Origin of the sequence: Tessaracoccus massiliensis, assembly GCF_000826065.2 — a bacterium.
Classification (GTDB): Bacteria; Actinomycetota; Actinomycetes; order Propionibacteriales; family Propionibacteriaceae; genus Arachnia; species Arachnia massiliensis_A.
Genome location: NZ_LN623540.1, coordinates 232,983 through 253,722, shown reverse-complemented (window position 1 = coordinate 253,722; position 20,740 = coordinate 232,983). Strand labels below are relative to the sequence as shown.

Here is a 20,740-nt window from a genome sequence, read left to right as displayed (position 1 = left end):
TGTCCACAGGCATGGGATTCGCTTGACATCACCCTCCCGTCAAGGTCAGGAGGGCGGGCGCGACGAGCGCCACGCCCAGTAACAGTGCGGGGATGGTCATCCACAGCGTCATCGATTCGCTGTCCGCCTGGGCCTTGGCCTTCTGCTGGCTCAGGTGCGCGTCGCGCAACTCACGTACCCGCGCCCGCAGCACGTCGGCCAGCCCGGCACCCTGTTCCTCGAGTTGCATGACGTCGGCGAAATCAGAGAGTTCCGGCACACCCCATTCCTCGGCGATGCGGCGCATCTCCGGCCACGGCTGGACCTGTTCCATCCGGGCCCGCTCGAGGCCGGCCGAGATGCGCCGGAACAGCGGGGCGTCCGAGATCGCGGCCGCGTTGGACGCGGCCTGCGCCGCGGAAGCGTTGGCCAGGCGTTCGAGCACCACCAGGTCGAAGAAGGTGTGGATGCCGTCGGTGGCCGAGCGCTTCTGCTCCGCCGCGCCGGAGCGCAGCCGTACGTCGGCGATGAAGAAGCCACTCGACGCGCCCAGCAGCGCGAACAGGAGCGGCGTGAGCCCCGCGGTGCGGCCCAGCGCGAACTGCAAGGCACCCCAGATTGCGGGGAGGAAGAATCCGGTCAGCGTCCAGACGAGCTTCTCCACGAAGAAGTCCCCGATGGTGCGGTCCTGCATCAGCAGAAGCTTCTGTTGCCTGGCGCTCAGCGGCAGCCGGAGCCGACGGTGGAGTCGGTCTCCCCATCCGTCGATGCCCGGCACGGGTTCCGGCTCCGCCGAGGGCAGGCGCCGGTCGAGCACCGCGAGCGCATCGCCCAACCGGATGGGTGCCGCCGTCGCACCCCGGACCACGAGAAGGAGGCCGAACCCGGCCACCATGCCGCAGGCGATCGCGATGCCCATCATCATGGCTGGCTCATCAGGAAGCGCGGTGCCATGGCGGGGACGGTCTGGCGGCGCAGCACCACCAGGCAGCCGAGGTAGGCGAACGCGAGCGTCAGCGCGACGAGTTGCCCGATGGGAGTGCGGTACGGCGTGAAGAACTGGCTGTTGAACAGCACCGCGGCACCCAGCACCGCGAGCGTGATGAACGTCACCTGACGCACCACGGCGCGCGGCTTGGCCCGCTCCGCGGCGACCTCCCGCAGCGCTCGGAGTCTGTCCTGGCTGTTGTCCGAGAGGGCCGCCAGCGTGGCACGGGCGCCCGCGCCCCCGCGGCCCGCAGCGATGGCCAGGGCCGCCACCACCGCGTCGGCATCTGCCGAGCGCAACTCGTCGGCCATGGCGAACAGCGCCTCCTTCATGCTCCACCGCTGGTCGAGCCGGACGCACAGCCTCTGCACCGGGCCGGCGAGCACCGGCGGCGCCTGGTGTCGGGTGGAGAAGATCGCGTCGCGGATGGACCTGCCCGAGGAAAGGGACGTGGCCAGGAGTCGCACCCAGCGGTCGAGCGCCGCGAGCACCTCGATCTCCCGGTTGGGCGGGGCCACCAGGAGGAGCGGCACCACGATGCCGATCCCCGGCACCAGCAGCAGGGCGGGCAGCCAGCCGGTGGTCACCGTCGTCAACACGCCGCCGGCCAGGGCCCCGGCGAACCAGAGCCGACGGCGTGGCGAGAGATCTCTCCACCACGTCTGCCACCTTGTCCACAGGCCTGTGGATGATTCTGTGGGCAGATCGTGGGCGCGGCGCAGCCCGAGGATGACCAGCGTCACCCCCAACCCGACGGCGCAGCCCGCGGCGGCCGCCACCATCACGCCCACAGCGAGACTCCGTCGAACTGGGCGAGCTCCGCCGCCATCGCCGCTTCGGGTTGGAACAGTTCGGCTTCCGCCTCCGTGCCTGCCCGGTACACCAGGTGCGTGGCGGGTCTGCCGCCCTCGAGGGAGCCAGTGAGTTGCCGCACCTCCGAGACGAAGCGGCGACGGGTGCCGCCGCGCCATGCGTCGTCAACGAGTTGGACGTGGACCAGGAAGTCGATGTGGTGCGCGATCTGGTTCATCGCATCCTCGATGCTGAGCACCCGCCCCTGGGCGACCCGGGCGGCCAGGCGGTCGATGGTGGAGCTGGCGGAATGCGAATGGGTGGTTGACAGGGTGCCGGCCCCGGACTGCATGGCTTCGAACATCGCGCCCGCCTCCGCGCCACGCACCTCGCCGACGACCAGGCGCGTGAGGTTCTGCCGTAGAGCCTCGGGAATGAGATCCGCGACGGTGTAGTCGCCCACCCCGACACCACCTGAACTCTCGCCCATGCCGATGCGGGCCTGCAGGGCGAGCACGTTGCGTCGGCTCTTCAGGAGATGGGTGAGCAACTCGTAATCCGTCTCGAGTGTGCCGAAGCGTTCGTTGGGGTGGATGGCCGCGATCAACGCTCTGAGCAACGTTGTTTTTCCTGCTCCCTGATCGCCTGAGATCACGATGGATTTACGGGCCAACACGGCCGATTGCAGCATCCGTGCCAGGTGTGGGGGAAGCATGCCGGTCTCGGCGAGGTCAGACAGCGTCACGTCGGTCAACCGGTGCTGGCGGATGACCACGCTCGGGCGGTAGGACAGCCCGAAGCCGATGGCGTGGAGCCTGAAGCGGTTGCCGAGGGCCAGCGTCATCGTCGGGTGGAGGTCGTCGAAGGGCCGCGGCGGCGAGGCGGTCTCTCCCAGGAAGCGGATCGCGTCGACCAGTTCCTCGTCGGAATCCGCCACCTTGGGATGCGCCACGCGGCGGCCGTCGCCGTACTGGATCATCACCGAGTCGCAGCCGTGGATCTCCACGTTTTCCGCCTCGGGGATCTCGAACAGCGGCTGGAGCCTCCCGTAGCCGAAGATCGCGCTCTCGACGGCATCGGCGTAGCGGGTCTCCAGTTCCATGGGCCACAGCGCCTCCCCGGAATCACCGAGGGCCTGGGCATGGGAGTGCACCACCCGGCGGATGATGGAGCGGCCCTGCACCCTCCGGTCCGCCTCCGGCATGGGCTGGCCGCGCGCGCTCAGCCACTCCGCGCCGGCCAGCGTGATCGCCTCCGCCGCCTCCCGGCGCAGCGTCACCACCAGGTGCCAGTCCACCTCCGACGGCGGCGCGGGCATCCGCGCCGGCGTGGCGGGCGACACCCCGGCCATGGACCTGCGCGCCGGCATGACCGGCCCGGGCGTCCCTGCCATACCCAACCGGCCCAGCGCTCCGGACAGCGGAGGTAGCTCGTGCACGCTCATCGGGGGCCTCCCGTCACGACGGCGGTGGCCTGGCGCGCCCGCGCCAGCCGGTCCGAGACCGCCTTGCCGTCGGCGCGGAGGCGGCCCATGAACGACCCCTCGAAGAAGCGCCGCGGCTCGGGCGCGCCGTCGCTGAGCACCTCAGCGGCCTTCGCGTCCCACGGGACCTCCGCCCAGCAGGGCAGCGAGAACTGCGCGGCGATCTCCGCCGCCGAATAGGGGCGGCCCGGTCCCACGATCACCAGGCCCAGTTGCGTCTGGCGTGGGAGTGCCGCCAACTGATCGGTGAGGGTGTAGAGGTGGAGGCGGGCCCCGGCGAGGGAGCGCAGCGAGGAACGCACCGTGAGCAGCACCACGTCCGCCGCGCTGAGGAGGCCCAGCGGGAGGCCCGACGTGGAGAGGCGCCCGGCGTCCACCAGCACGTCGACGCCCTGCCCATCCAGCGACTCGAACGCCTCACCCAGGGCCGGCCACACGTGCTCGAACAGGCGGGCCGCCCCCGGCGAGGTGAAGCCGGGGAGGAACCTGCGCTGCAGGTCGCCGCCCTCCGCCAGAGGCAGCGTCTGGCGCCACAACTCCGGGGCCAGCGCGTTGCCCTCACGGTGCAGGTGCGCCAGCGTCATGAGCCCGCGCCCGCCGTGATCCATGCCGCGCAGGTAGCCGGCCTGCACCGCGTGCGCGGGTTCGCGGTCGCAATCCGCCAGCAGCGCGTGGCGCGGCCAGGTCAGCGCCATGCCCAACGACGCGGTGGTCACGCCCGGCGCCCCGGTTGCTGAAGTGAACACGATGACCGCCATCAGCCCTCCCCGGTCACAACCACGAGGGCCAGCAGGTCACCGGCCGAGAGCCTGGCCACGGCGTCGGCCTCGCCGTCGGCCACCTGCACGTCCAGTGAATAGCTGGCGCCGTCGTCGAGCAGCCTGGGGCGCGACGCCACCACGGCGTCGACGGCGGTCTCCTCGCCCTCCAACAGCCCCACCAGGCGCACGGTGGTGCCCGGCGGTAGATCCGTGGTGGGCAGTTTGCCGAGCGACAGGCGCAGGCCCACCAGGCTGCGGCCGTCCGGCAGGGGATCATCACCGACGTGCCGCGCGAGCGGGAACGAGCCCTCCGGCAGATCCGTGCGGGCCCTCTGCCCGACGAGCGCCTCCATCTCCTCAGCCGCAAGGCCCTCCACGCCCAGTGCGGCGGGCACCTCCAGCACGGCGAGGTGCTCGCGCGAGACCAGGTCACCCCGCGCCACGTCGGTGGCCATCACGACGACGGCGCGCTGATCCGCGTTCATGGTGTAGAGCGCCGCCGCGCCGATCCCGCCGAGCACGACGAGCAGCACCCCCAACGCGACCAGCTTCGGGCTGCGTCGGGCCCGGAGTTGGACCGCCTCCGGCCTCGGTGCCGTGGGCGGGGTGAGATCCGGCTTCGGTGGACGTTCCTGGTTATGCATGCCTACTGCCCCTCTTCGGTCTGACGAATCTAGGCAGCGAAGGGGTCACTTTTCAGCACGCCGGAGCAAATTGTGGATAACTTCCGGCGAGTCGTCCGAGTTATCCACAGTCATGGTGACTGTCCATTTCCGAGGGTAGGCTGGTCACTGGTTTGATTTCCTGAGAATCTTCAGGAACTCTTATCTCTGACAGAGCATCGACGATGATCACGGGAGCTTCTCTAGTGCGTAAATGGATCGCCTCGCTCGCAGCGCTGGCCGCTGTGACAGTTGGCTCCTTCGTGGCACCCTCCGCAGATGCCCTCCCCATCGCCCCCGCGCCGGTCATGCCGGTCACCGGCATCCCCACCGGGCATGCCGGTCACCGGCATCCCCACCCCCTGCCCCTCCACGTTCCCGTTCCCGGAGGACGCGCCCATCGCTGAGATCGCGGCGCAGCTCACCGAGAACTTCGGTTTCGAGCTGGCCGGTTCTCAGTGGACGGAGGAGCGCCGCCCGTCGATCAAGATCCTGTGGGAGACGCTCGACGCGATGGAGTGCACCACCTACCGCGCTGATCTGCAGCAGAAGGTGGGCGGCAAGGTGGGCCTCAACACCACCAACATCAGCGGCTACGCCTGGGGGGACTGGAGCCTCACCAAGCCCAACTACGTCTCGCTCGATTTCGCCAAGTTCCAGCGCGCGCTGGATTCCGGCGACGAGGGTCGCCTGACCCGCCTCGTCGCGCACGAACTGGCGCACGTGCTCAACTCGGACCGGTACTCGGAGCCGAAGTACTGGACGGATTTCAAGCGACTGCACGCTCAGGAGGGCCGCTTCTCCGAGTACGCCGGCGGCAAGGTCACCGAGGTCTTCGCGGACGTCATCGGCTACTACGTGGGCCGCTGCGCGCTCGACAACCCGTACAACACCGGCGAACACGACGCGTACTACGCCTACGCCAAGGACGTCATCTTCGGCGGCAAGGAATTCGGCCCCGCCCCCGGTGAAGAGCTCAACTGCACCGTGCCCGACGCAGACGCCGAGGCCCCCATGCCTGGCCCTGAGTCGGATGCCGAATGGCTGGAAGGACTAGGCGGAGAGTGATCCGCTGAGCCCGCCGTCGGGCATCCTGGAAGGGTGTTGAAGAAGCCCTGGTTCTGGATCCTCGTTGCCGGCGTGGTGGTGATCAATGCCATCCCGTTGTACCTCATCGGGGCGGTCATGCACGCCACCTTCTACGCCGCCACCGTCCCCACCGAGGGCGAAGACGCCACGTGTGTCTCACGAGTGATGGACGCCAAGTGCACCGACATCAAACCCCACGCCATCGAGAGGATGACCGGGATGGTCCTGCCGCAGGGCACCGTCGTGCAGGAATCGAACTACCGGCAGTTCCAGGACTGGCACATGGATGCCACCCTCATCATCCCGGCCGACGGCATCGCCGAGTGGGAGCAGTCCCTCGGCACGTACGAGCCGGCCACGGTGGAGGCGTGCCTCGGTACCCCTCCCGCAGGCATGACCTGCGCGGATCGGAGCCGCGAACTGGCCGATGAGCGAGGCTCCTACCAGCGGCTGCCGCTGGCTGACGGCTCGCTGCAGGTTGAAGTGATTGCGTTCAACGGCGCCTGAGCGAGGGCTCATGCTCCCGGAGCAGTAGGCTGGGGGCCCCGCCGTTGAGAAAGTGAAGCACCATGCCTGAGGTCAACGCCTACGCCATCGATTCGCCCACCGGACGCTACGAGAAGACCACCATCACGCGCCGCGAGCCTGGCCCCACCGAGGTGTACTTCGAGATCGCCTACGCCGGCATCTGCCACTCGGACATCCACACCGCCCGCGGCGAATGGGGCGAGACGCTGTACCCGCTCGTCGCCGGGCATGAGATCGCCGGAGTCGTCACCGAGGTGGGCTCAGAGGTCACACAGTTCAAGGCCGGAGACCGCGTGGGCGTCGGCTGTTTCGTCGATTCCTGCCGCGAGTGCGAGATGTGCAAGGCGGGCGACGAGCATTTCTGCACCGGCCGCCCCGGTACCGTCGGCACCTACAACTCCATCGGCCGCGACGGCGAACCCACCGCCGGCGGCTACTCGCAGGGCATCACCGTGGAGCAGGACTACCTCATGCGGGTGCCGGACGAGATCTCCCTCGAGCACGCCGCGCCGCTGATGTGCGCCGGCATCACCACCTACAGCCCGCTCAAGCACTGGGGTGCGGGCCCGGGCAAGCGCGTCGCGGTCGTCGGGCTCGGCGGCCTGGGCCACGTGGGCGTGCAGTTCGCCGCCGCGATGGGCGCCGAAGTCACCGTGCTGGGCCGCACGCTCGCCAAGCGCGACGACGGCATGAAGCTGGGCGCGTCGGATTACGTCTCCACCCAGGACGCCGACGCCATGAAGGGCCTGCGCGCCTCGTTCGACATCATCCTGTGCACCATCTCCGACGGCGTGGAGCCCGACACCCTGCTGGCGCTGCTCAAGCCCTACGGCGTCGTGATCAACCTGGGCCTGCCCGAGAGTGGTTCGGCCAGCGTCAACCTGGGTCGCCTGATCAACGGCAACAAGGCGCTCGCCGGCGCCAACATCGGCGGCATCCGTGAGACTCAGGAGATGCTCGACTTCTGCGCCGACAACGCCATCCGCCCCATCGTCGAGATCATCGGGGCTGACCAGATCAACGAGGCCTACGACAACGTCGTCGGCTCCAAGGTCCGCTACCGCTACGTGATCGACACGGCGACGATGGGCTGAGGCGACCCTCCCCCCGCCAACGTTCAGCGCTCCGTGCCAATGGAGAATTCTCCGTGCCCCGCTGTTTATTCTCGCCTGTGATGCGTCGCCGGCGAGGAGCAGTAACTCAGGTGGGGAGAATTCGCCGTTGGCGAGGAGGCGGCGTGGTCACCCTCAAGTGGGACGAGCCGCCAATGCCAGACGTAGCTGTTCCAAGGCCCACTCCACTTCCTCTTCGGTGATCACCAGCGGCGGGGCGATGTCGACGCCCGCTCCTGGAACTCGCCGGTTCCGAGCAGTTCCACCACGCGGAGGCCGACGGCAGCGGCCAGCGGGTTGCCGCCGAAGGTTGAGCCGTGCTCGCCAGGGTGGATGACCCCGAGCACCTCGCGATCGCCGACAACCGCAGAGACAGGCATGATGCCGCCGCCGAGCGCCTTGCCCAGCAGATACAGATCGGGGACGACGTCCTCCCGGTCACAGGCGAAGGTGCGGCCGACGCGCCCCAGCCCTGACTGGATCTCATCCGCGATCAACAGCACGTTGCGCTCATCGCAGAGCTGGCGGATCCGCCTGAGACAGCCCTCCGGTGGCGCGCGCCACCTTGATGCCGGTCTCGACGGCCTCGGCCCCGGTGTTCATCGGCAGCACCAGGTCCTTGCCGCAGAGCTGGGCGAGCGCCGCGGCGAACGGCTCGAGGCGGTCGTTCATGAAGGCGCGGCTGGTGAGGGTGACCTGGCCCAGCTGCTCGGCTGCCGCCTCGAGGAGCGCGGGATGCCGGTGGCCGAAGTTCACCGCGGAGTAGGCCGCGAGGAGGTCGAGGTAGCGCCTACCCTCGACGTCGGTCGCCCACGCACCCTCCGCAGATGCGATCGTGACGGGCAGCGGAGCATAGTTCTGCGCGACGTGTGGCTCGGCGTGGACGGGCGCCGAGGGATCGGCGCGGTGGGTGGTGGGGGCTGACATGGGTTGACTCCTCCCGAGGACCAGGCGGACGCTGTCCTACGGGCCCGGCGGAAGTTCGACCCGCTGCGGGCGGGGAAGATGCGACACGGGCACGCCTCCCACCCATTCTCACCCTGTGTTTCCTGACGTGAACGCGATTGCGGCAAAGGTGAGCCTCGTCGCCGTGGTGGCGATCCTCGGGTGGGTCCGCAACGCCCCACCCGGCGTCGACCCGGGCACCGTCGCCGACCCGCTGCGCGAGATCCCCGGCCGGATCGTCGGCGTCACGAAGCACCCCGCGACGCAGCTGGGCTTCTGGGTGCACTTCACCTCCGGCTTCTCCATGAACGCCTTCCTGTTCATGTGGGGCATGCCGTACCTCATCGTCGCGCAGGGGCTCAGCCAGCTTGAGGCATCGGGCCTGTTCACCATGTTGTCGGTGGCCGCGATGTTCGCCGGGCCCGTCATCGGCGCGCTCACCGCCCGCCATCCCCTTCGACGCAGCACGCTGGCGCTCATCGTGATCTGGAGCCTCATCGTGGTGTGGGCCGCCGTCCTGCTGTGGCCCGGCCGGGCACCCGCGGTGCTGCTGTTCCTCCTGGTGATCGTGCTCGCCGTCGGTGGGCCGGGCACCGGCATCGGCTTCGACTTCCCGCGCACCGCGCTGCCCTCGGCCCGGCTCGGCGCCGCCAACGGCATCGTGATCACCGGCGCCTTCGCCGGCGGCACGCTGCTGATCCTGCTGATGGGAGTGTTCCTCGACTGGATCGCGGGCGGTGGGGACTACACACCCGAGCACCTGCGGCTGGCGTGGGCGCTGCAGGCGCCGTTCTTCCTGGTGGGCATCACGGGGATCCTGCTGAGCCGCCGCAAGCTGCGTCGCCTCATGGCCGAGCAGGGCGTCGTCGTGCCCAGTTGGCGCGAGGTGCTGGAGCGCTACCGCGGCCGTCGCCCGTGAGCAATTGGATAGGGTCGTGGGCCCGGCGAGCCCGTTTTCCCGGCGTGTCGCTCCGTGACCCCATCCAATTGCTCACGGAGAACCCCCCGCGCGGGAGCGGTCAGAACAGACCCTCGGGGGCCGGCGGGGGAGCGTGCGACGGGTCGACGTCATTGAACAGCTTCGAGACGGAGCGGCCGTTGTGGATCCGGTCGATCGCGCTGGCGAACAGTTGCGCCACACTCAGGCACGTCAGGCCGGGGAAGTTCGCCGGGGCGGGCACCGTGTTGGTGGAGACGACCTCCTTGATCGCGTCGACGCTCATCAGTTTCTCCACGGCGTTGCCGGTGAACAGCCCGTGCGTGCAGGCGACGCTCACCTCGGCCGCCCCGAAATCCTGCAGCCGCTGCACGATCTCGATGATGGAACCACCGGTGGCGATCTCGTCGTCCAGCACGATGGCGCGCTTGCCGGCGACGTCGCCGACGATGGCGTCGATGACCACCTTGTCGTCGGCCATCCGCTGCTTGGAGCCGGCGGCGACGGGGAGGTTCAGCAGCCGCGACAGCAGCGTGGCCTGCTTCGCGTTGCCGAGATCAGGCGAGACGACCACGCAGTTGGTGAGGTCCTTTTCGCGGTAGTGATCGGCGATCACGCCGAGGGCAGTGAGATGGTCCACCGGCACGGAGAAGAAGCCGTGCACCTGCGGGGCGTGCAGTGCCATGGTGAGCACCCGGTCGACCCCCGCTGTGGTCAGCAGGTCCGCCACGAGGCGGCCACCGATGGAGATGCGGGAGGCGTCCTTCTTGTCTGAGCGGGCGTAGGCGTAGTGGGGCATCACTGCGGTGATCTGGCGGGCGGAGGCCCCGCGGGCCGCGTCGACCATCAGCAGCAACTCCATGAGGTGTTCCTGCGTGGGCGGGACGAGGGGCTGGACGATGTAGACGTCGCGCAGGCGGCAGTTGGCCAGCAGTTGGGCTTGGAGGCAGTCGTTACTGAAGCGGGAGATCTTCACCCCGGAACGCCGGATCCGAAGATGGTTGCAGATCTCGTCGGCCAGCTCAGAATGCGCTGACCCGGAGAAAACGACGATGTCCTTCACGGCCACCCCTTATCTTTCTCAGATTGCCCTCAGCCTACCGACCCGCGCGACGGTTGGGCCGCCCGACCACAACCTGCACGCCCCGAATGCACGGCGCAGCCGAATCCCCACCCCGGACTCTTCTGGCTCTGCCCAGGTGGGGGTGTAGTTGGATGGCGCAGTGCCGTGTGGGTCATCCGGAGCTACACCGTCAATTGGGAAGAGCCACCTTTCTACTACTTCTTGTAGGATGTCGGTCATGTCGCATCCCATGCACCCGCACGCCATGCACCAGCCGCAGTCCAAGGGCGTGGTCCGCACGCTCCACCACGATGCCGGCGAGCGGCCGCACGTGCTGGTGTGGGAGGTCACCCGGGCCTGCCAGCTGGCCTGCAAGCACTGCCGCGCCGATGCCTTCACCAAGGCCGATCCGCGCCAGCTCACCACCGAAGAGGGCAAGGCGCTGCTCGACGACTTCGCCGCCTACGGCACCCCGCGCCCCATCGTCATCCTCTCCGGCGGCGACGCGTTCGAGCGCGATGACCTCGAGGAGCTCATCGCCTACGGCACCTCCATCGGCCTGCCGATCGCGCTGTCGCCGTCGGTCACCCCGCTGCTGACCGACGAGCGGCTCGCCGCCGTCCGCGAGGCCGGAGTGAAGGCCTTCTCGCTCTCGCTCGACGGCGCCACCGCAGAGACGCACGATTCCTTCCGCGGCATCGAGGGCACCTTCGACGACACCATGGAGGCCGCGAAGCTCGTGGTGGAACACGGTTTCCGCTTCCAGGTCAACACCACGATCTGCCGCAACAACCTGCGCGAACTTCCGCAACTGCTGGCCACCGCCATGCAGATGCAGGCGCACATGTGGTACCTGCTGTTCCTCGTGCCGATGGGCCGCGGCTCCAACCTGGAACCCCTCGACCCGGAGGAGATGGAGGACGTGCTGCACTGGCTGCACGATGTCTCCGACCGCATCGCCATCAAGGTCACCGAGGCGCCGAACTACCGTCGGGTCGCCATCCAGCGCGACGACGCCCGCGCCGCCGGGGAGCCCATGCCGGAGCGCGGCCCGCTGCACGCCTGGCTCACCGAGGAGACGGAGCGGCTGCTGGGCAGCGTGACCGAGCGTCGCCCACCGCGGCCACCGATCGGCGTCAACAGCGGCCGCGGGTTCGCGTTCGTCGATCACATCGGCGACGTCTACCCGTCGGGCTTCCTGCCCTACAACTGCGGCTCGGTCAAGGACAAGCCGTTCCACGAGATCTACGCCGAGGCGCCCATGATGAAGGCGCTGCGCGACCCGTCGTCGTACTCCGGCAAGTGCGGGATCTGCGAGTTCAACTGGATCTGCGGCGGCTCCCGCGCCCGGGCCCACGCGATGCTCGGCGACCCCCTGGCCTCAGACCCGACGTGCGTCTACCAACCGGAGGGGGCCGAGCCCGCGCCCGCTTCCTAGAGCCTGGATTACGTCAGCGGGAGTCGCCGAGGGCGTCGACGTGCCGGTGGATGACCTCCCAGGCGGATTCGTCGCTGACCGCCCGGAAGTGGCCCTCCACCTCCAGGGTCTCGTTGGTGGCGCCGTCGAGGTGTGAGCCGCCGGGGATCATCTGATCGAACGCCGGCGACAGCGACACGATCCGACGGTTGACCTCCCGCTCGGCGATCAGCGTGGCGAGTTCGGGGTGCGCCGGGTGGAACATCCCCAGCGGGGAGCGACGCAGCAGCAACGTGCGCTGGGCCCGGTCCCAGAGGGTGGACCCGTTGAACGGGGTCGCCACGGCGATGAGGCCGGTGAGCACGCCGTCGGCCCTGGGGTCGAGCAGCATGGCCTTGCCGATCAGGCCACCCTTGGAGTGCGCGACGATCACGGCATCCTCCACGCCGAGCGTCTCGAGAGCCTCGAAGCCCTTGTCGACCGATTTCATCAGGCCCCGCAGGTTCCACCCCAGCGCCGGGAGTTGATGCACCGTGTGGCCCCGCGCGGCCAGCCACTGCGACATCGGCGCAAGATAGCGGGCGTTCTCGAGGATGCCGGGGATGATCACGACGGGTGGGCCGGCGCAGTCGCCATCGTTCGGCACGGCGGAGGTGCGGCGGGGGCGTAGGGAGGAGAACTGGTCCCGGAACGCGACGGCCCAGTCGCCGGCCGCGACCCGCACCGAGCGGGGGTTGCGCAGCACCGTCCACGCGTTCGCCGTCGGCGCAAGCTCAGGCTCGTGCCGGTCTGCCACCCCGAAGCCAGACTCCGGCATGGTGCCGTCGCCGCCGTCCATGCGTTCGGTTGTCTCCTGAGCCGGGGGTGCGGCGCCCTTCGACCAGCCGCGGACGGCTGGCTCAGGGGACGAATCCAGCGGCTCGACGATCAGCCGGGCGACCTCCTCCGCGTGGGAGTGCATGGCCTGGTGCGACCCCGGCACGACGGCGACCTGGGCGCGTCCGCCCGCGCGCTCCGCGAGTTCCTCCAACCACTCGCGCGGCGCCATCAGGTCGTCCTCGCCGGCCACGATGAGGGTCTCGACGTTGGTCAGGCTGATGCGGTCCTCGATGGGGTAGTGCAGCATGGAGGGGAAGACCTCGTACATCCACCGCGGCCCGCAACTCGCGAAGGCCCGCACCGACGCCACAGCTGAGGGCACCGATTCCTTCACCGCCGACTGCACGAACTGGCGCACGACGGTGCTCGCGCGTCGGGCGCGGGAATCGACGACGGGCGCCAGCAGCACCATCCGCGACATGAGCCCCCGCTGCTGCGCCTCGGCCTCGACCACCACCTGGGTGCCCATTGAATGCCCGATCCACACCGCGTCCTCCACCTCGAGCTCCGCCGCGGCGCGGCGGGCGAGCGTGGCGAACTCGCCGATGCGCAGCGAGTCGTCGGGGCAGGGGGTGGGGCCGAAGCCGGGCAGGTTGAGCGCAACGAGGCGGCCCGTGTCGCCCAGCGCGTCAGCCAACGGGCGGAAGTAGCTCGACGCCACCCCCAGGCCGTGGACGAGGACGAAGGTGCGCTCGGGGTCGCCGTCGGAGGTCAGCGCCTGGAGCTGGAAGCCGTCGATGTCGATCGAGGTGCTCGTCAGGTGCATCACCCCAGGATACGTGGGTGTACGCCGCCAGCCTTACTCCGTGCCGCCAGCCCTAGCAGGTGGGGCCAGCCCTGTAGGGCTGGCCGCTCCGGTTAAGGGTGGCGCCCGGCGCGGCCTGCGACTGAGGTGACGGCGCCGGCAGCCGCTGGAAGAGGTCACCCGATGCGGGCGGCGGCGAACTCGTCTTCGGGCGGCAGGTCCGCCTTCGGTGGCTGTTTGACGAAGAGCGCAACGATCAGGCCGATCAACAGCACCGCGACGACGCCGAGGATGCCCCAGTGCTGGGCCAGGGTCTCGGAGCAGGCGGCGAGCTCCTCCGGCGTGGTGGCCGCAGCCTCGCAGGCGAGCATCTCCGGCGGCTTCTCGGTGAACTGCAGGCCCACCCAGATCATCGCTCCGAACATCGTGGGGGCGAGGAAGCTGACGGCGCGCCCGGTGGTGGCGTACAGGCCGAACAGCTCGCCGCTCTTACCGTCCGGGATGAGGCGGGCGAGGAAGGAGCGGCTGGCCGACTGGGCGGGGCCGACGAACAGGCACAGCGCCAGCCCGAGGCCCCAGAACACGGGCTTGCCGCCGTCGTGGAAGATGAACACGCCGGTGCCGAGCAGCACCAGGCACACCAGCGAGAAGACGATGACGGTCTTGGGGCCGAGCTTGTCGTCGAGCAGCCCGAACGCCATCGTCGCCAGGCCGGCCACGACGTTGGCGGCCACACCGAAGATGACCACTTCGCTGAACTCGAACCCGAACGTGCCCGCTGCCAGCACGCCGCCGAAGGCGAACACGCCGGCCAGGCCGTCGCGGAACAGGGCGGCCGCGATGAGGAAGAACAGGGTGTTGGGGGCCGTGCGCCACAGCCGCTTGATGGAGGAGAACAGCTCGCGGTAGGAGCCGACGATGCCGAGCTGCCGGCCCGGATCCGTCGGCGGCTTGTCCTTGAGCGCCACGAAGATGGGGATGGTGAACACCAGCGTCCAGACGCCGCACAGGATCATCGACAGACGCACCTGGTCCGCGTCGAAGCCGGACCCCATCAGGGCGATGATCAGCAGCAGGATCGCGATGCCACCCAGGTAGCCCAGGCCCCAGCCCAGGCCGGAGACACGGCCCACGTTGCGTGGCGTCGAGACCTGGTCGATCGCCGCGTAGTAGTTGACGTTGGCGATCTCGGAGACGACGTTGCCGGCGCCCAGCAGCAGCGCGCCCAGCAGGAAGTACTCGGGGGCGGGCGCCACGAAGTACATCGCGGCGCAGATGGCGGCCAGCAGCCACGTCTGCCAGCGCAGGTGGAACATCCGCTTGCCGGTGCGGTCCGCGCCCTGCCCCAGCACCGGGGCGAGCAGCGCGATGAACAGGCCGGCCAGGCCCGTGGCCCATGCCAGCTTCATCGTCACCTCGTCCTTGGGTCCGAACGACGAACTGGTGAGGTAGACGGCGAACACGAATGTGGTGATCACGGTGGCGAACGGCTGGGTGCCCCAGTCCCACAGCGCCCAGGAGATGACCTTGCCCTTCGAGGCCCTCGTCGACGACAGCGCACCGCCGATGTCAGGGCCTGGGGTGATTTCCGGGAATGCAGAACTGTTCACCCGCGCACCATAGCCTCCAAGGGTGAACTTTCGGGGTGCAGTTCAGCGACACACCCCCAAGTGGGCGGGAAAAGTGGTGTCTTGGCTCGTCGAACAGGTTACGCTCAGGCCAGGTGGGCCACCGTCCACCCGGAAATGAACACTCAAGGAGGAACCCATGCGTATCGGTTCTGCCATCATCCTCATGGCCATCGGCGCCATCCTGGTGTGGGCCGTTGATGCCGACGTTCCCTACGTCAGCCTCGACGTCATCGGCTACATCCTGATCGCCGCCGGCGTCATCGGCCTCATCTGGGCGCTGCTCGCCTCGCAGCGCAGCCGCGTCACGGAGTCCCGCACCGTGCAGGACCCCAACACCGGCGAGACCGTTCGTCGAGCGGAGTCGCACGAGGGCCTCTGATCCACCACCAGCCGGAGGGGCCCGCCCGTTGGGGCGGGCCCCTTCTTCATCTTCTTCTTCGTGGGACCCGGCCAGTCTTGGACGACCGATTTTGTGGAGTCATTCCAAGTTGTAAGGTTGTCCCGCAGCGATAGGAACCCGCACCGGCGCCCATGACGGTCGCCCGGGAGTAAAGGAAGGCAACACATGACCGACAACGGAGTCCTCACGTACGGGGATCTGGAACTCGATCTGCCGATCGTGGAGGCCACGCAGGGCAATAACGGTTTCGACATCAGCAAACTGCTGGCCACCTCGGGTGTCACCACCCTCGATCCGGGCTTTGTGAACACAGCGTCGTGTACCTCGGCCATCACGTTCATCGACGGTGAGAAGGGCATCCTCCAGTACCGGGGATATCCCATCGAGCAGCTCGCCGAGAAGGCCACGTTCATCGAGGTGGCCTACCTTCTGATCTACGGGGAACTCCCCAAGCAGAACGAACTCGACGAGTTCTACGGCAAGATCTCGCGCCGGATGATGCTCGACGAGCGCCTCCGCGAGCTCTACCGCAGCTTCCCGCGCGGCGCGCACCCCATGCAGGTGCTCGGCGCCGGCGTCACGGCGCTGGGTGCGTTCCACCGCGACAACCTCGACGTGCACGACCCGGCCCAGGTGGAGGAGTCGTCGCTGCGCCTGCTCGGCTCCATGCCGACGCTGGCCGCCTACGCCTACAAGTCGTCCATCGGTGCGCCGTTCCTGTACCCCAAGACCAGCCTCGGCTACGTCGAGAACTACCTGCGACTGTCGTTCGGTACCCCCATGGAGGAGTACGAGATCGACGAGGACCTGGTGCGCGCGTTCGAGACGCTGTTCATCCTGCACGCGGATCACGAGCAGAACGCCTCTACCTCGACGGTGCGTCTCGTCGGCTCGGCGGATGCCAACATCTACGCCTCGATGAGCGCCGGCGTCGGCGCCCTGTCCGGCCCGCTGCACGGCGGTGCGAACCAGGCCGTGCTGGAGATGCTGCGCGACATCAGCGCCGAGGGCATGGACATCAAGGACTTCGTGGCCCAGGTCAAGGACAAGAAGTCCGGCGTGAAGCTGATGGGCTTCGGCCACCGCGTCTACAAGAACTACGACCCGCGGGCGAAGATCATCAAGGGCCACGCGGACAAGTTGCTGCGCAAGACCGACACCAGCAACCACCTGCTCGACATGGCGCTGGAGTTGGAGGAGACGGCGCTCAACGATGACTACTTCATCGAGCGCAAGCTGTACCCCAACGTCGACTTCTACACGGGCCTGATCTACGAGGCCATGGGCTTCCCCGCCTCGTACTTCACCGCCCTGTTCGCGCTGGGCCGCCTGCCCGGCTGGATCGCCCAGTGGCGCGAGCAGCACGCGGATCCGGCGCGTAAGATCGGCCGTCCCCGCCAGATCTACATCGGCGAGACGGAGCGCGACTACGTACCGATCAACGAGCGCTGATCGAGTTCGACGTGTGGCCCCGGGTTTTCCCGGGGCCACAGTCGTTTCTTCGGCGTTCGGAACCGCACCACCATGACGCTCTGACTAGGAGTGATGCCTTTCCGCACAACTCCGTACAGCCAAAACCGTGCCGTCGCGAGGCCGTTCGGGCGATGATGGTGGTGCCTGGGCGGCGAGCATTGGGGGGCGGTCCAGGCAACTCGTGAGAGGCGCGGCGCCGACATCTGCCGGCGCCGCGACCCATGTCCCCGGGCGAAAGCGATGATCACTTTCCCCGCATTGGCCGAACCTGGCAAAAATCAGCCGGTTTAGCGGTTGACTAGAGGCACAACCAGGAGGTCTTTATGCGCAGAACCCTTGCACTGTCAGCCGCAGCCTCGCTCGTGGCAGGTTTCGTCGTCTCAGCCGGAACCATGCCAGCCCGAGCCGAGGACCCGCTCGTTCTCCCCACCCCGCAGTCGATCACATACGACGGCGCCGCGGTGGATCTCGGCGGTGCGGTCACCGTCGTCGCCGACGCTGATGTCGACGCACCCGCCAAGCGGGAACTCACCCAGGCCCTCGAGGCCGCCGGCGCCACGGTGACGTGGGCCACGGCGGAACCGTCGTCGGGCACCGTGATCCACTTCGGCGTCACCGACGCCGGTACCCAGGAGGTCGCTGACGACCTCGGTATCGAGGACGCCTCCGCCCTGGGCGATGAGGGCTACGTTCTGGCCAACGGCGTCGTCGACGGTCAGCCCACCGTCCTTCTCGAAGGCAAGACCGACCGTGGCCTGTTCTACGCAGTCGACACCTTCGAGCAGCTGATCCAGGGCTCGACGCTGGCCGCCGCGAAGGTGCGCGACTGGCCGCTCATGCCCATCCGCGGCGGCATCGAGGGCTTCTACGGCATCCCGTGGTCCCACCAGGCCCGGCTCGACCAGCTCGAGTTCTACGGCGACCACAAGATGAACACCTACATCTACACGCCCAAGGACGACGCGTACCTGCGCGTGGAGTGGCGCGAGTTGTACCCCGCCGAGGATCTGGCGAAGCTGGCCGAACTCGTCGACGAGGCCCGCGAGCACCACGTGGAGTTCGTCTTCGCGCTGTCGCCGGGCAACGACATCTGCTACTCGAAGGACGCAGACTTCGACGCCACGATCGCGAAGTTCGAGCAGTTGCGCGAGATCGGCGTGCGCACGTTCTACATCGCTCTCGACGACATCGACCCGTACCTCAAGTGCGCGGAGGATCTGGCCCGCTTCACGCTGCCCGGGTTCCGCAAGCTCGCCGAGGGCCAGGCGCACTACCTCAACCGGGTGATCAACGAGTTCATCAAGCCCAACAACCTCGAGCCGTTGCAGACGGTGCCCACCAACTACGCGGGCTCCGCGCCGGACGCCTACAAGGCCGAGTTCGGCACCCAGACCGACGATTCGCTGATCATGCAGTGGACCGGTGAGGGCGTCTTCTCGAACACGATCACCATGGAATCCGTGGCGCGCGCGAAGACCACGTACAACACCGAGCACCTCTACATCTGGGACAACTTCCCGGTCAACGACGGCCAGCCCGACAGGCTGTTCCTCAACCCCCTCGACGGCCGCGCGGCCGATCTGTACCAGCACATCGACGGCTTCACGTCGAACCCCATGGTGCAGCCCTACGCATCGATGATCGCGCTGGCGGGCTACGCCGATTACACCTGGAACGGCCCGGCCTACAACCCGCAGGTCACCCAGACCCGGATCCTCGATGAACTGGCCGGCGACGACCCGTCGGTCCGTGAGGCGCTGGAGGTCTTCGTCGACCTCAACCAGGACTGGCGCCCCTACCGCCCTGCCTCGGCCCAGGCCCCCGCGCTCGGCGCCGACATCGACGCCTTCTGGGCCGCCGTCGACGCCGGCACCACCGCCGGCACGCAGCCACTGAAGGATCGCCTGGCGGTCATCGCCGGGCTGGAGACATCCCTGGCCGACATGGCCGAGACCGGCTTCTACGACGATTCGCTGCCCTGGATCCAGGCCGCCGCCCAATGGGCGGCCTCCCTGTCCGAATCGATCGAGGGCCTCGAGGCGCTCGAGACCGACGATGGCGCGGCCGCCGCTGCAGCCTTCCTCGCCTCCGTCGAGGAGCGGGCGAAGGCCACCACCACCTACCGCGTCGACGGCATGGACGGCCTCACCTTCGTCGCCGACAAGTACATCCCGAAGGTCGGCGACACCCGCTTCGATACCTTCCTCACCGAGGCCTACGGCCGCTACATCACCTGGCTGGACGCTGATGCCTTCGCGGCCGGCACGTTGCCGGTGACGGCGTCGCGCGCCGACAACCTCGGCCAGTGGGAGTCGAACGCGGTGGCCAACATGACCGACGGCAACTTCAACACGCTGTGGTGGTCTAACGCCGCCCCCCAGGCCGGGGACTGGGTGCAGGTCGACCTGGGCTCCGTCCAGCCCATCGGCGGGGTGTCGGTGCACCAGGCCGACAACGACAACAACCGCGGCGACATGTTCTACAACGCCGCGCTCGAGTACTCCACCGACGGACAGACCTGGACCAACGTGGGCCAGTACACCGACGACGTGGTCATCGCGGCGTCGTTCCAGCAGCCGGTCGAGGCGCGCTACGTGCGCGTGCGCGCCACCGCCCCCAACTCGGGTGGCCAGTGGATCAAGATCCGCGAGTTCCAGGTGCTGTCGCCTGCGGCTCAGGTCGTCACAGACGTGCCCGGGGCGAATGCCGGCGCGGCGCTCGACGCCAGCCTGTTCACCGCAATGGAGGGCACTGCGGAGGCCGGCCATGTCCTGTCCCGCACGCTCGATGAGCCGGTCACCAATGCTCTGGTGCGTGTGCTGGGCGCCGAGTTCGGCGGCACCGTCGAGGCTCAGGTCGACGGCGAATGGGTCGTCGTCGGCGAGGCCACGGCCCCGTGGTTCGAGGGCGTCGTCGAGGGCGAGGTCACGGCCGCGCGCATCGTGTTCGACGGGGGCGCGGTGAGTGTCACAGAGTTCATCGTGTCGCAGTACGACGGCACGCTGCCCACCCCGACGGTCGATCCCACTGTTGATCCCACCGTGGACCCCACGGTCGATCCGACGGTTGATCCCACGGTCGATCCGACGGTTGATCCCACCGTGGACCCCACTGTCGATCCGACGGTTGATCCGACGGTTGATCCGACGGATGACCCGACCGAGGATCCGACGGACGAGCCGACCACCCCGGCGGTGGACAAGTTCGTGCGGGAGGCGCCGTACACGCTGGCGGGTCTGCACCGGCATCTGAATGGTCGCGATTGGAACACGGTGTGTGAGGAGTACTCGCAGACGGAGCGGTGCCGCACCGACATCTGGGCCACCGTGGTGGTGATCGAGAACGGCCAGTTCGAGGTCAAGCAGGGTTGGGCGTTCAACAACCTCACCTATCTGCCGTACATGAGCGAGGCTGCGTGGAAGGGCAACCCGTTGGGTGACGTGGAGGCTACCGACGACGTGTCGACGGGTGTGTTCACCTCGGCTGGTCGTCAGTGGCGCACGGAGTGCAAGACCGCTGCCACTGGTGGGGATGCGTGCCGTTCGTACACGATGACCACGGTCTACGCTGCGACGCCGAAGGCGGAGGGTGGGTACACCTTCTCGCAGCGTAACCAGTGGGTGTTCAACAACATTGTGATGTTCGGAGGCCCCGAGAAGAGGTAGTCGCTGGTTGAGCCTCGTCGGCGTGCGTGGTCCCTGAGCGTCGCCGGCGAGGAACGAGCCAGCGACGACGGAGGGCGCCCGTAGCGTGATTGTGACCTTCATCCTCCGCCCTCGGCGGAGCACACCCGATGTGGAACAGGTGTCAGATCGGCTGCGGGGGCCTTCGTCGTGCCCGGCTCGTTCCTCGCGGG

At 68.4% G+C, this 20,740-nt stretch carries 18 protein-coding genes; 8 read left to right on the top strand and 10 right to left on the bottom strand.

Annotation, left to right across the window (positions count from 1 at the left end; all coding sequences use genetic code 11):
* Window positions 1-28 precede the first annotated feature (28 nt).
* The 5 genes from BN1186_RS04010 to BN1186_RS03990 are packed head-to-tail and all read right to left on the bottom strand — an operon-like array spanning window position 29 to window position 4,647.
* Window positions 29-904, bottom strand: coding sequence for a hypothetical protein (locus BN1186_RS04010; protein ID WP_040282671.1), 876 nt, complete (start codon window positions 902-904; stop codon window positions 29-31).
* The gene (locus BN1186_RS04005) at window positions 901-1,749 is read right to left on the bottom strand and encodes a type II secretion system F family protein (protein ID WP_040282804.1); all 849 of its coding nucleotides are present in this window, start codon (window positions 1,747-1,749) and stop codon (window positions 901-903) included. Before BN1186_RS04005 ends, BN1186_RS04010 begins: the two co-directional genes overlap by 4 nt.
* Entirely contained in the window at window positions 1,749-3,203 is a 1,455-nt protein-coding gene (locus BN1186_RS04000; RefSeq protein WP_052459752.1) for a TadA family conjugal transfer-associated ATPase, read from the bottom strand. Before BN1186_RS04000 ends, BN1186_RS04005 begins: the two co-directional genes overlap by 1 nt.
* Window positions 3,200-4,000, bottom strand: coding sequence for a hypothetical protein (locus tag BN1186_RS03995; protein ID WP_040282669.1), 801 nt, complete (start codon window positions 3,998-4,000; stop codon window positions 3,200-3,202). Before BN1186_RS03995 ends, BN1186_RS04000 begins: the two co-directional genes overlap by 4 nt.
* The gene (locus tag BN1186_RS03990) at window positions 4,000-4,647 is read right to left on the bottom strand and encodes an SAF domain-containing protein (protein ID WP_082031104.1); all 648 of its coding nucleotides are present in this window, start codon (window positions 4,645-4,647) and stop codon (window positions 4,000-4,002) included. Before BN1186_RS03990 ends, BN1186_RS03995 begins: the two co-directional genes overlap by 1 nt.
* Before the next feature lie 354 nt (window positions 4,648-5,001).
* Between BN1186_RS03990 and BN1186_RS03985 the strand changes: the two genes are divergently transcribed.
* From BN1186_RS03985 to BN1186_RS03975, 3 genes are all read left to right on the top strand, one after another.
* Window positions 5,002-5,733, top strand: coding sequence for a hypothetical protein (locus tag BN1186_RS03985; protein WP_040282665.1), 732 nt, complete (start codon window positions 5,002-5,004; stop codon window positions 5,731-5,733).
* A gap of 33 nt (window positions 5,734-5,766) precedes the next feature.
* A complete protein-coding gene (locus tag BN1186_RS03980; RefSeq protein WP_040282663.1) occupies window positions 5,767-6,261 on the top strand; it encodes a hypothetical protein in 495 nt (164 codons plus the stop codon).
* A 62-nt stretch (window positions 6,262-6,323) separates the two neighbouring features.
* The gene (locus BN1186_RS03975) at window positions 6,324-7,376 is read left to right on the top strand and encodes an NAD(P)-dependent alcohol dehydrogenase (RefSeq protein ID WP_040282662.1); all 1,053 of its coding nucleotides are present in this window, start codon (window positions 6,324-6,326) and stop codon (window positions 7,374-7,376) included.
* A gap of 221 nt (window positions 7,377-7,597) precedes the next feature.
* Here BN1186_RS03975 and BN1186_RS16340 read toward each other — a convergent pair whose 3' ends face one another.
* Entirely contained in the window at window positions 7,598-7,897 is a 300-nt protein-coding gene (locus tag BN1186_RS16340; protein ID WP_052459751.1) for an aminotransferase class III-fold pyridoxal phosphate-dependent enzyme, read from the bottom strand.
* Between the two features lie 7 nt (window positions 7,898-7,904).
* Window positions 7,905-8,321 carry an aminotransferase class III-fold pyridoxal phosphate-dependent enzyme gene (locus BN1186_RS16335; RefSeq protein WP_052459750.1) on the bottom strand — a complete coding sequence of 139 codons (417 nt, stop codon included), beginning with the start codon at window positions 8,319-8,321 and terminating at the stop codon, window positions 7,905-7,907.
* 115 nt (window positions 8,322-8,436) lie between these two features.
* Between BN1186_RS16335 and BN1186_RS03965 the strand changes: the two genes are divergently transcribed.
* On the top strand, window positions 8,437-9,258 hold the full coding sequence (locus BN1186_RS03965; RefSeq protein WP_139650820.1) for an MFS transporter: 822 nt from the start codon (window positions 8,437-8,439) through the stop codon (window positions 9,256-9,258).
* 100 nt (window positions 9,259-9,358) lie between these two features.
* On the opposite strand, the gene BN1186_RS03960 is transcribed toward BN1186_RS03965, so the two are convergent.
* Entirely contained in the window at window positions 9,359-10,339 is a 981-nt protein-coding gene (locus BN1186_RS03960; RefSeq protein ID WP_040282799.1) for a ribose-phosphate diphosphokinase, read from the bottom strand.
* Between the two features lie 229 nt (window positions 10,340-10,568).
* Between BN1186_RS03960 and BN1186_RS03955 the strand changes: the two genes are divergently transcribed.
* Window positions 10,569-11,777: a TIGR04053 family radical SAM/SPASM domain-containing protein gene (locus BN1186_RS03955; RefSeq protein WP_425471468.1), complete on the top strand. Its 1,209-nt coding sequence runs from the start codon at window positions 10,569-10,571 to the stop codon at window positions 11,775-11,777.
* 13 nt (window positions 11,778-11,790) lie between these two features.
* Here BN1186_RS03955 and BN1186_RS03950 read toward each other — a convergent pair whose 3' ends face one another.
* Window positions 11,791-13,401: an alpha/beta hydrolase gene (locus BN1186_RS03950; protein ID WP_052459748.1), complete on the bottom strand. Its 1,611-nt coding sequence runs from the start codon at window positions 13,399-13,401 to the stop codon at window positions 11,791-11,793.
* 155 nt (window positions 13,402-13,556) lie between these two features.
* Window positions 13,557-14,990, bottom strand: a complete 1,434-nt coding sequence (locus BN1186_RS03945; RefSeq protein ID WP_082031103.1) for an MFS transporter — start codon at window positions 14,988-14,990, stop codon at window positions 13,557-13,559.
* Between the two features lie 157 nt (window positions 14,991-15,147).
* Here BN1186_RS03945 and BN1186_RS03940 point away from each other — a divergent pair, with 157 nt between their 5' ends.
* From BN1186_RS03940 to BN1186_RS03930, 3 genes are all read left to right on the top strand, one after another.
* On the top strand, window positions 15,148-15,390 hold the full coding sequence (locus tag BN1186_RS03940; protein WP_040282661.1) for a DUF6458 family protein: 243 nt from the start codon (window positions 15,148-15,150) through the stop codon (window positions 15,388-15,390).
* A gap of 186 nt (window positions 15,391-15,576) precedes the next feature.
* On the top strand, window positions 15,577-16,863 hold the full coding sequence (locus BN1186_RS03935; protein WP_040282659.1) for a citrate synthase: 1,287 nt from the start codon (window positions 15,577-15,579) through the stop codon (window positions 16,861-16,863).
* Between the two features lie 344 nt (window positions 16,864-17,207).
* Window positions 17,208-20,549 carry a beta-N-acetylglucosaminidase domain-containing protein gene (locus tag BN1186_RS03930; RefSeq protein ID WP_074436920.1) on the top strand — a complete coding sequence of 1,114 codons (3,342 nt, stop codon included), beginning with the start codon at window positions 17,208-17,210 and terminating at the stop codon, window positions 20,547-20,549.
* Window positions 20,550-20,740: the final 191 nt, after the last annotated feature.

Coding starts and splice junctions, on each gene's coding strand:
- BN1186_RS03930 (WP_074436920.1), top strand. CDS start 17,208: ATGCGCAGAACCCTTGCACTGTCAGCCGCAGCCTCGCTCGTGGCAGGT.
- BN1186_RS16335 (WP_052459750.1), bottom strand. CDS start 8,321: ATGTCAGCCCCCACCACCCACCGCGCCGATCCCTCGGCGCCCGTCCAC.
- BN1186_RS03985 (WP_040282665.1), top strand. CDS start 5,002: ATGCCGGTCACCGGCATCCCCACCCCCTGCCCCTCCACGTTCCCGTTC.
- BN1186_RS03990 (WP_082031104.1), bottom strand. CDS start 4,647: ATGCATAACCAGGAACGTCCACCGAAGCCGGATCTCACCCCGCCCACG.
- BN1186_RS03950 (WP_052459748.1), bottom strand. CDS start 13,401: ATGCACCTGACGAGCACCTCGATCGACATCGACGGCTTCCAGCTCCAG.
- BN1186_RS03975 (WP_040282662.1), top strand. CDS start 6,324: ATGCCTGAGGTCAACGCCTACGCCATCGATTCGCCCACCGGACGCTAC.
- BN1186_RS03935 (WP_040282659.1), top strand. CDS start 15,577: ATGACCGACAACGGAGTCCTCACGTACGGGGATCTGGAACTCGATCTG.
- BN1186_RS04010 (WP_040282671.1), bottom strand. CDS start 904: ATGATGATGGGCATCGCGATCGCCTGCGGCATGGTGGCCGGGTTCGGC.
- BN1186_RS04000 (WP_052459752.1), bottom strand. CDS start 3,203: ATGAGCGTGCACGAGCTACCTCCGCTGTCCGGAGCGCTGGGCCGGTTG.
- BN1186_RS03955 (WP_425471468.1), top strand. CDS start 10,569: ATGTCGGTCATGTCGCATCCCATGCACCCGCACGCCATGCACCAGCCG.
- BN1186_RS03940 (WP_040282661.1), top strand. CDS start 15,148: ATGCGTATCGGTTCTGCCATCATCCTCATGGCCATCGGCGCCATCCTG.
- BN1186_RS03995 (WP_040282669.1), bottom strand. CDS start 4,000: ATGGCGGTCATCGTGTTCACTTCAGCAACCGGGGCGCCGGGCGTGACC.
- BN1186_RS04005 (WP_040282804.1), bottom strand. CDS start 1,749: ATGGTGGCGGCCGCCGCGGGCTGCGCCGTCGGGTTGGGGGTGACGCTG.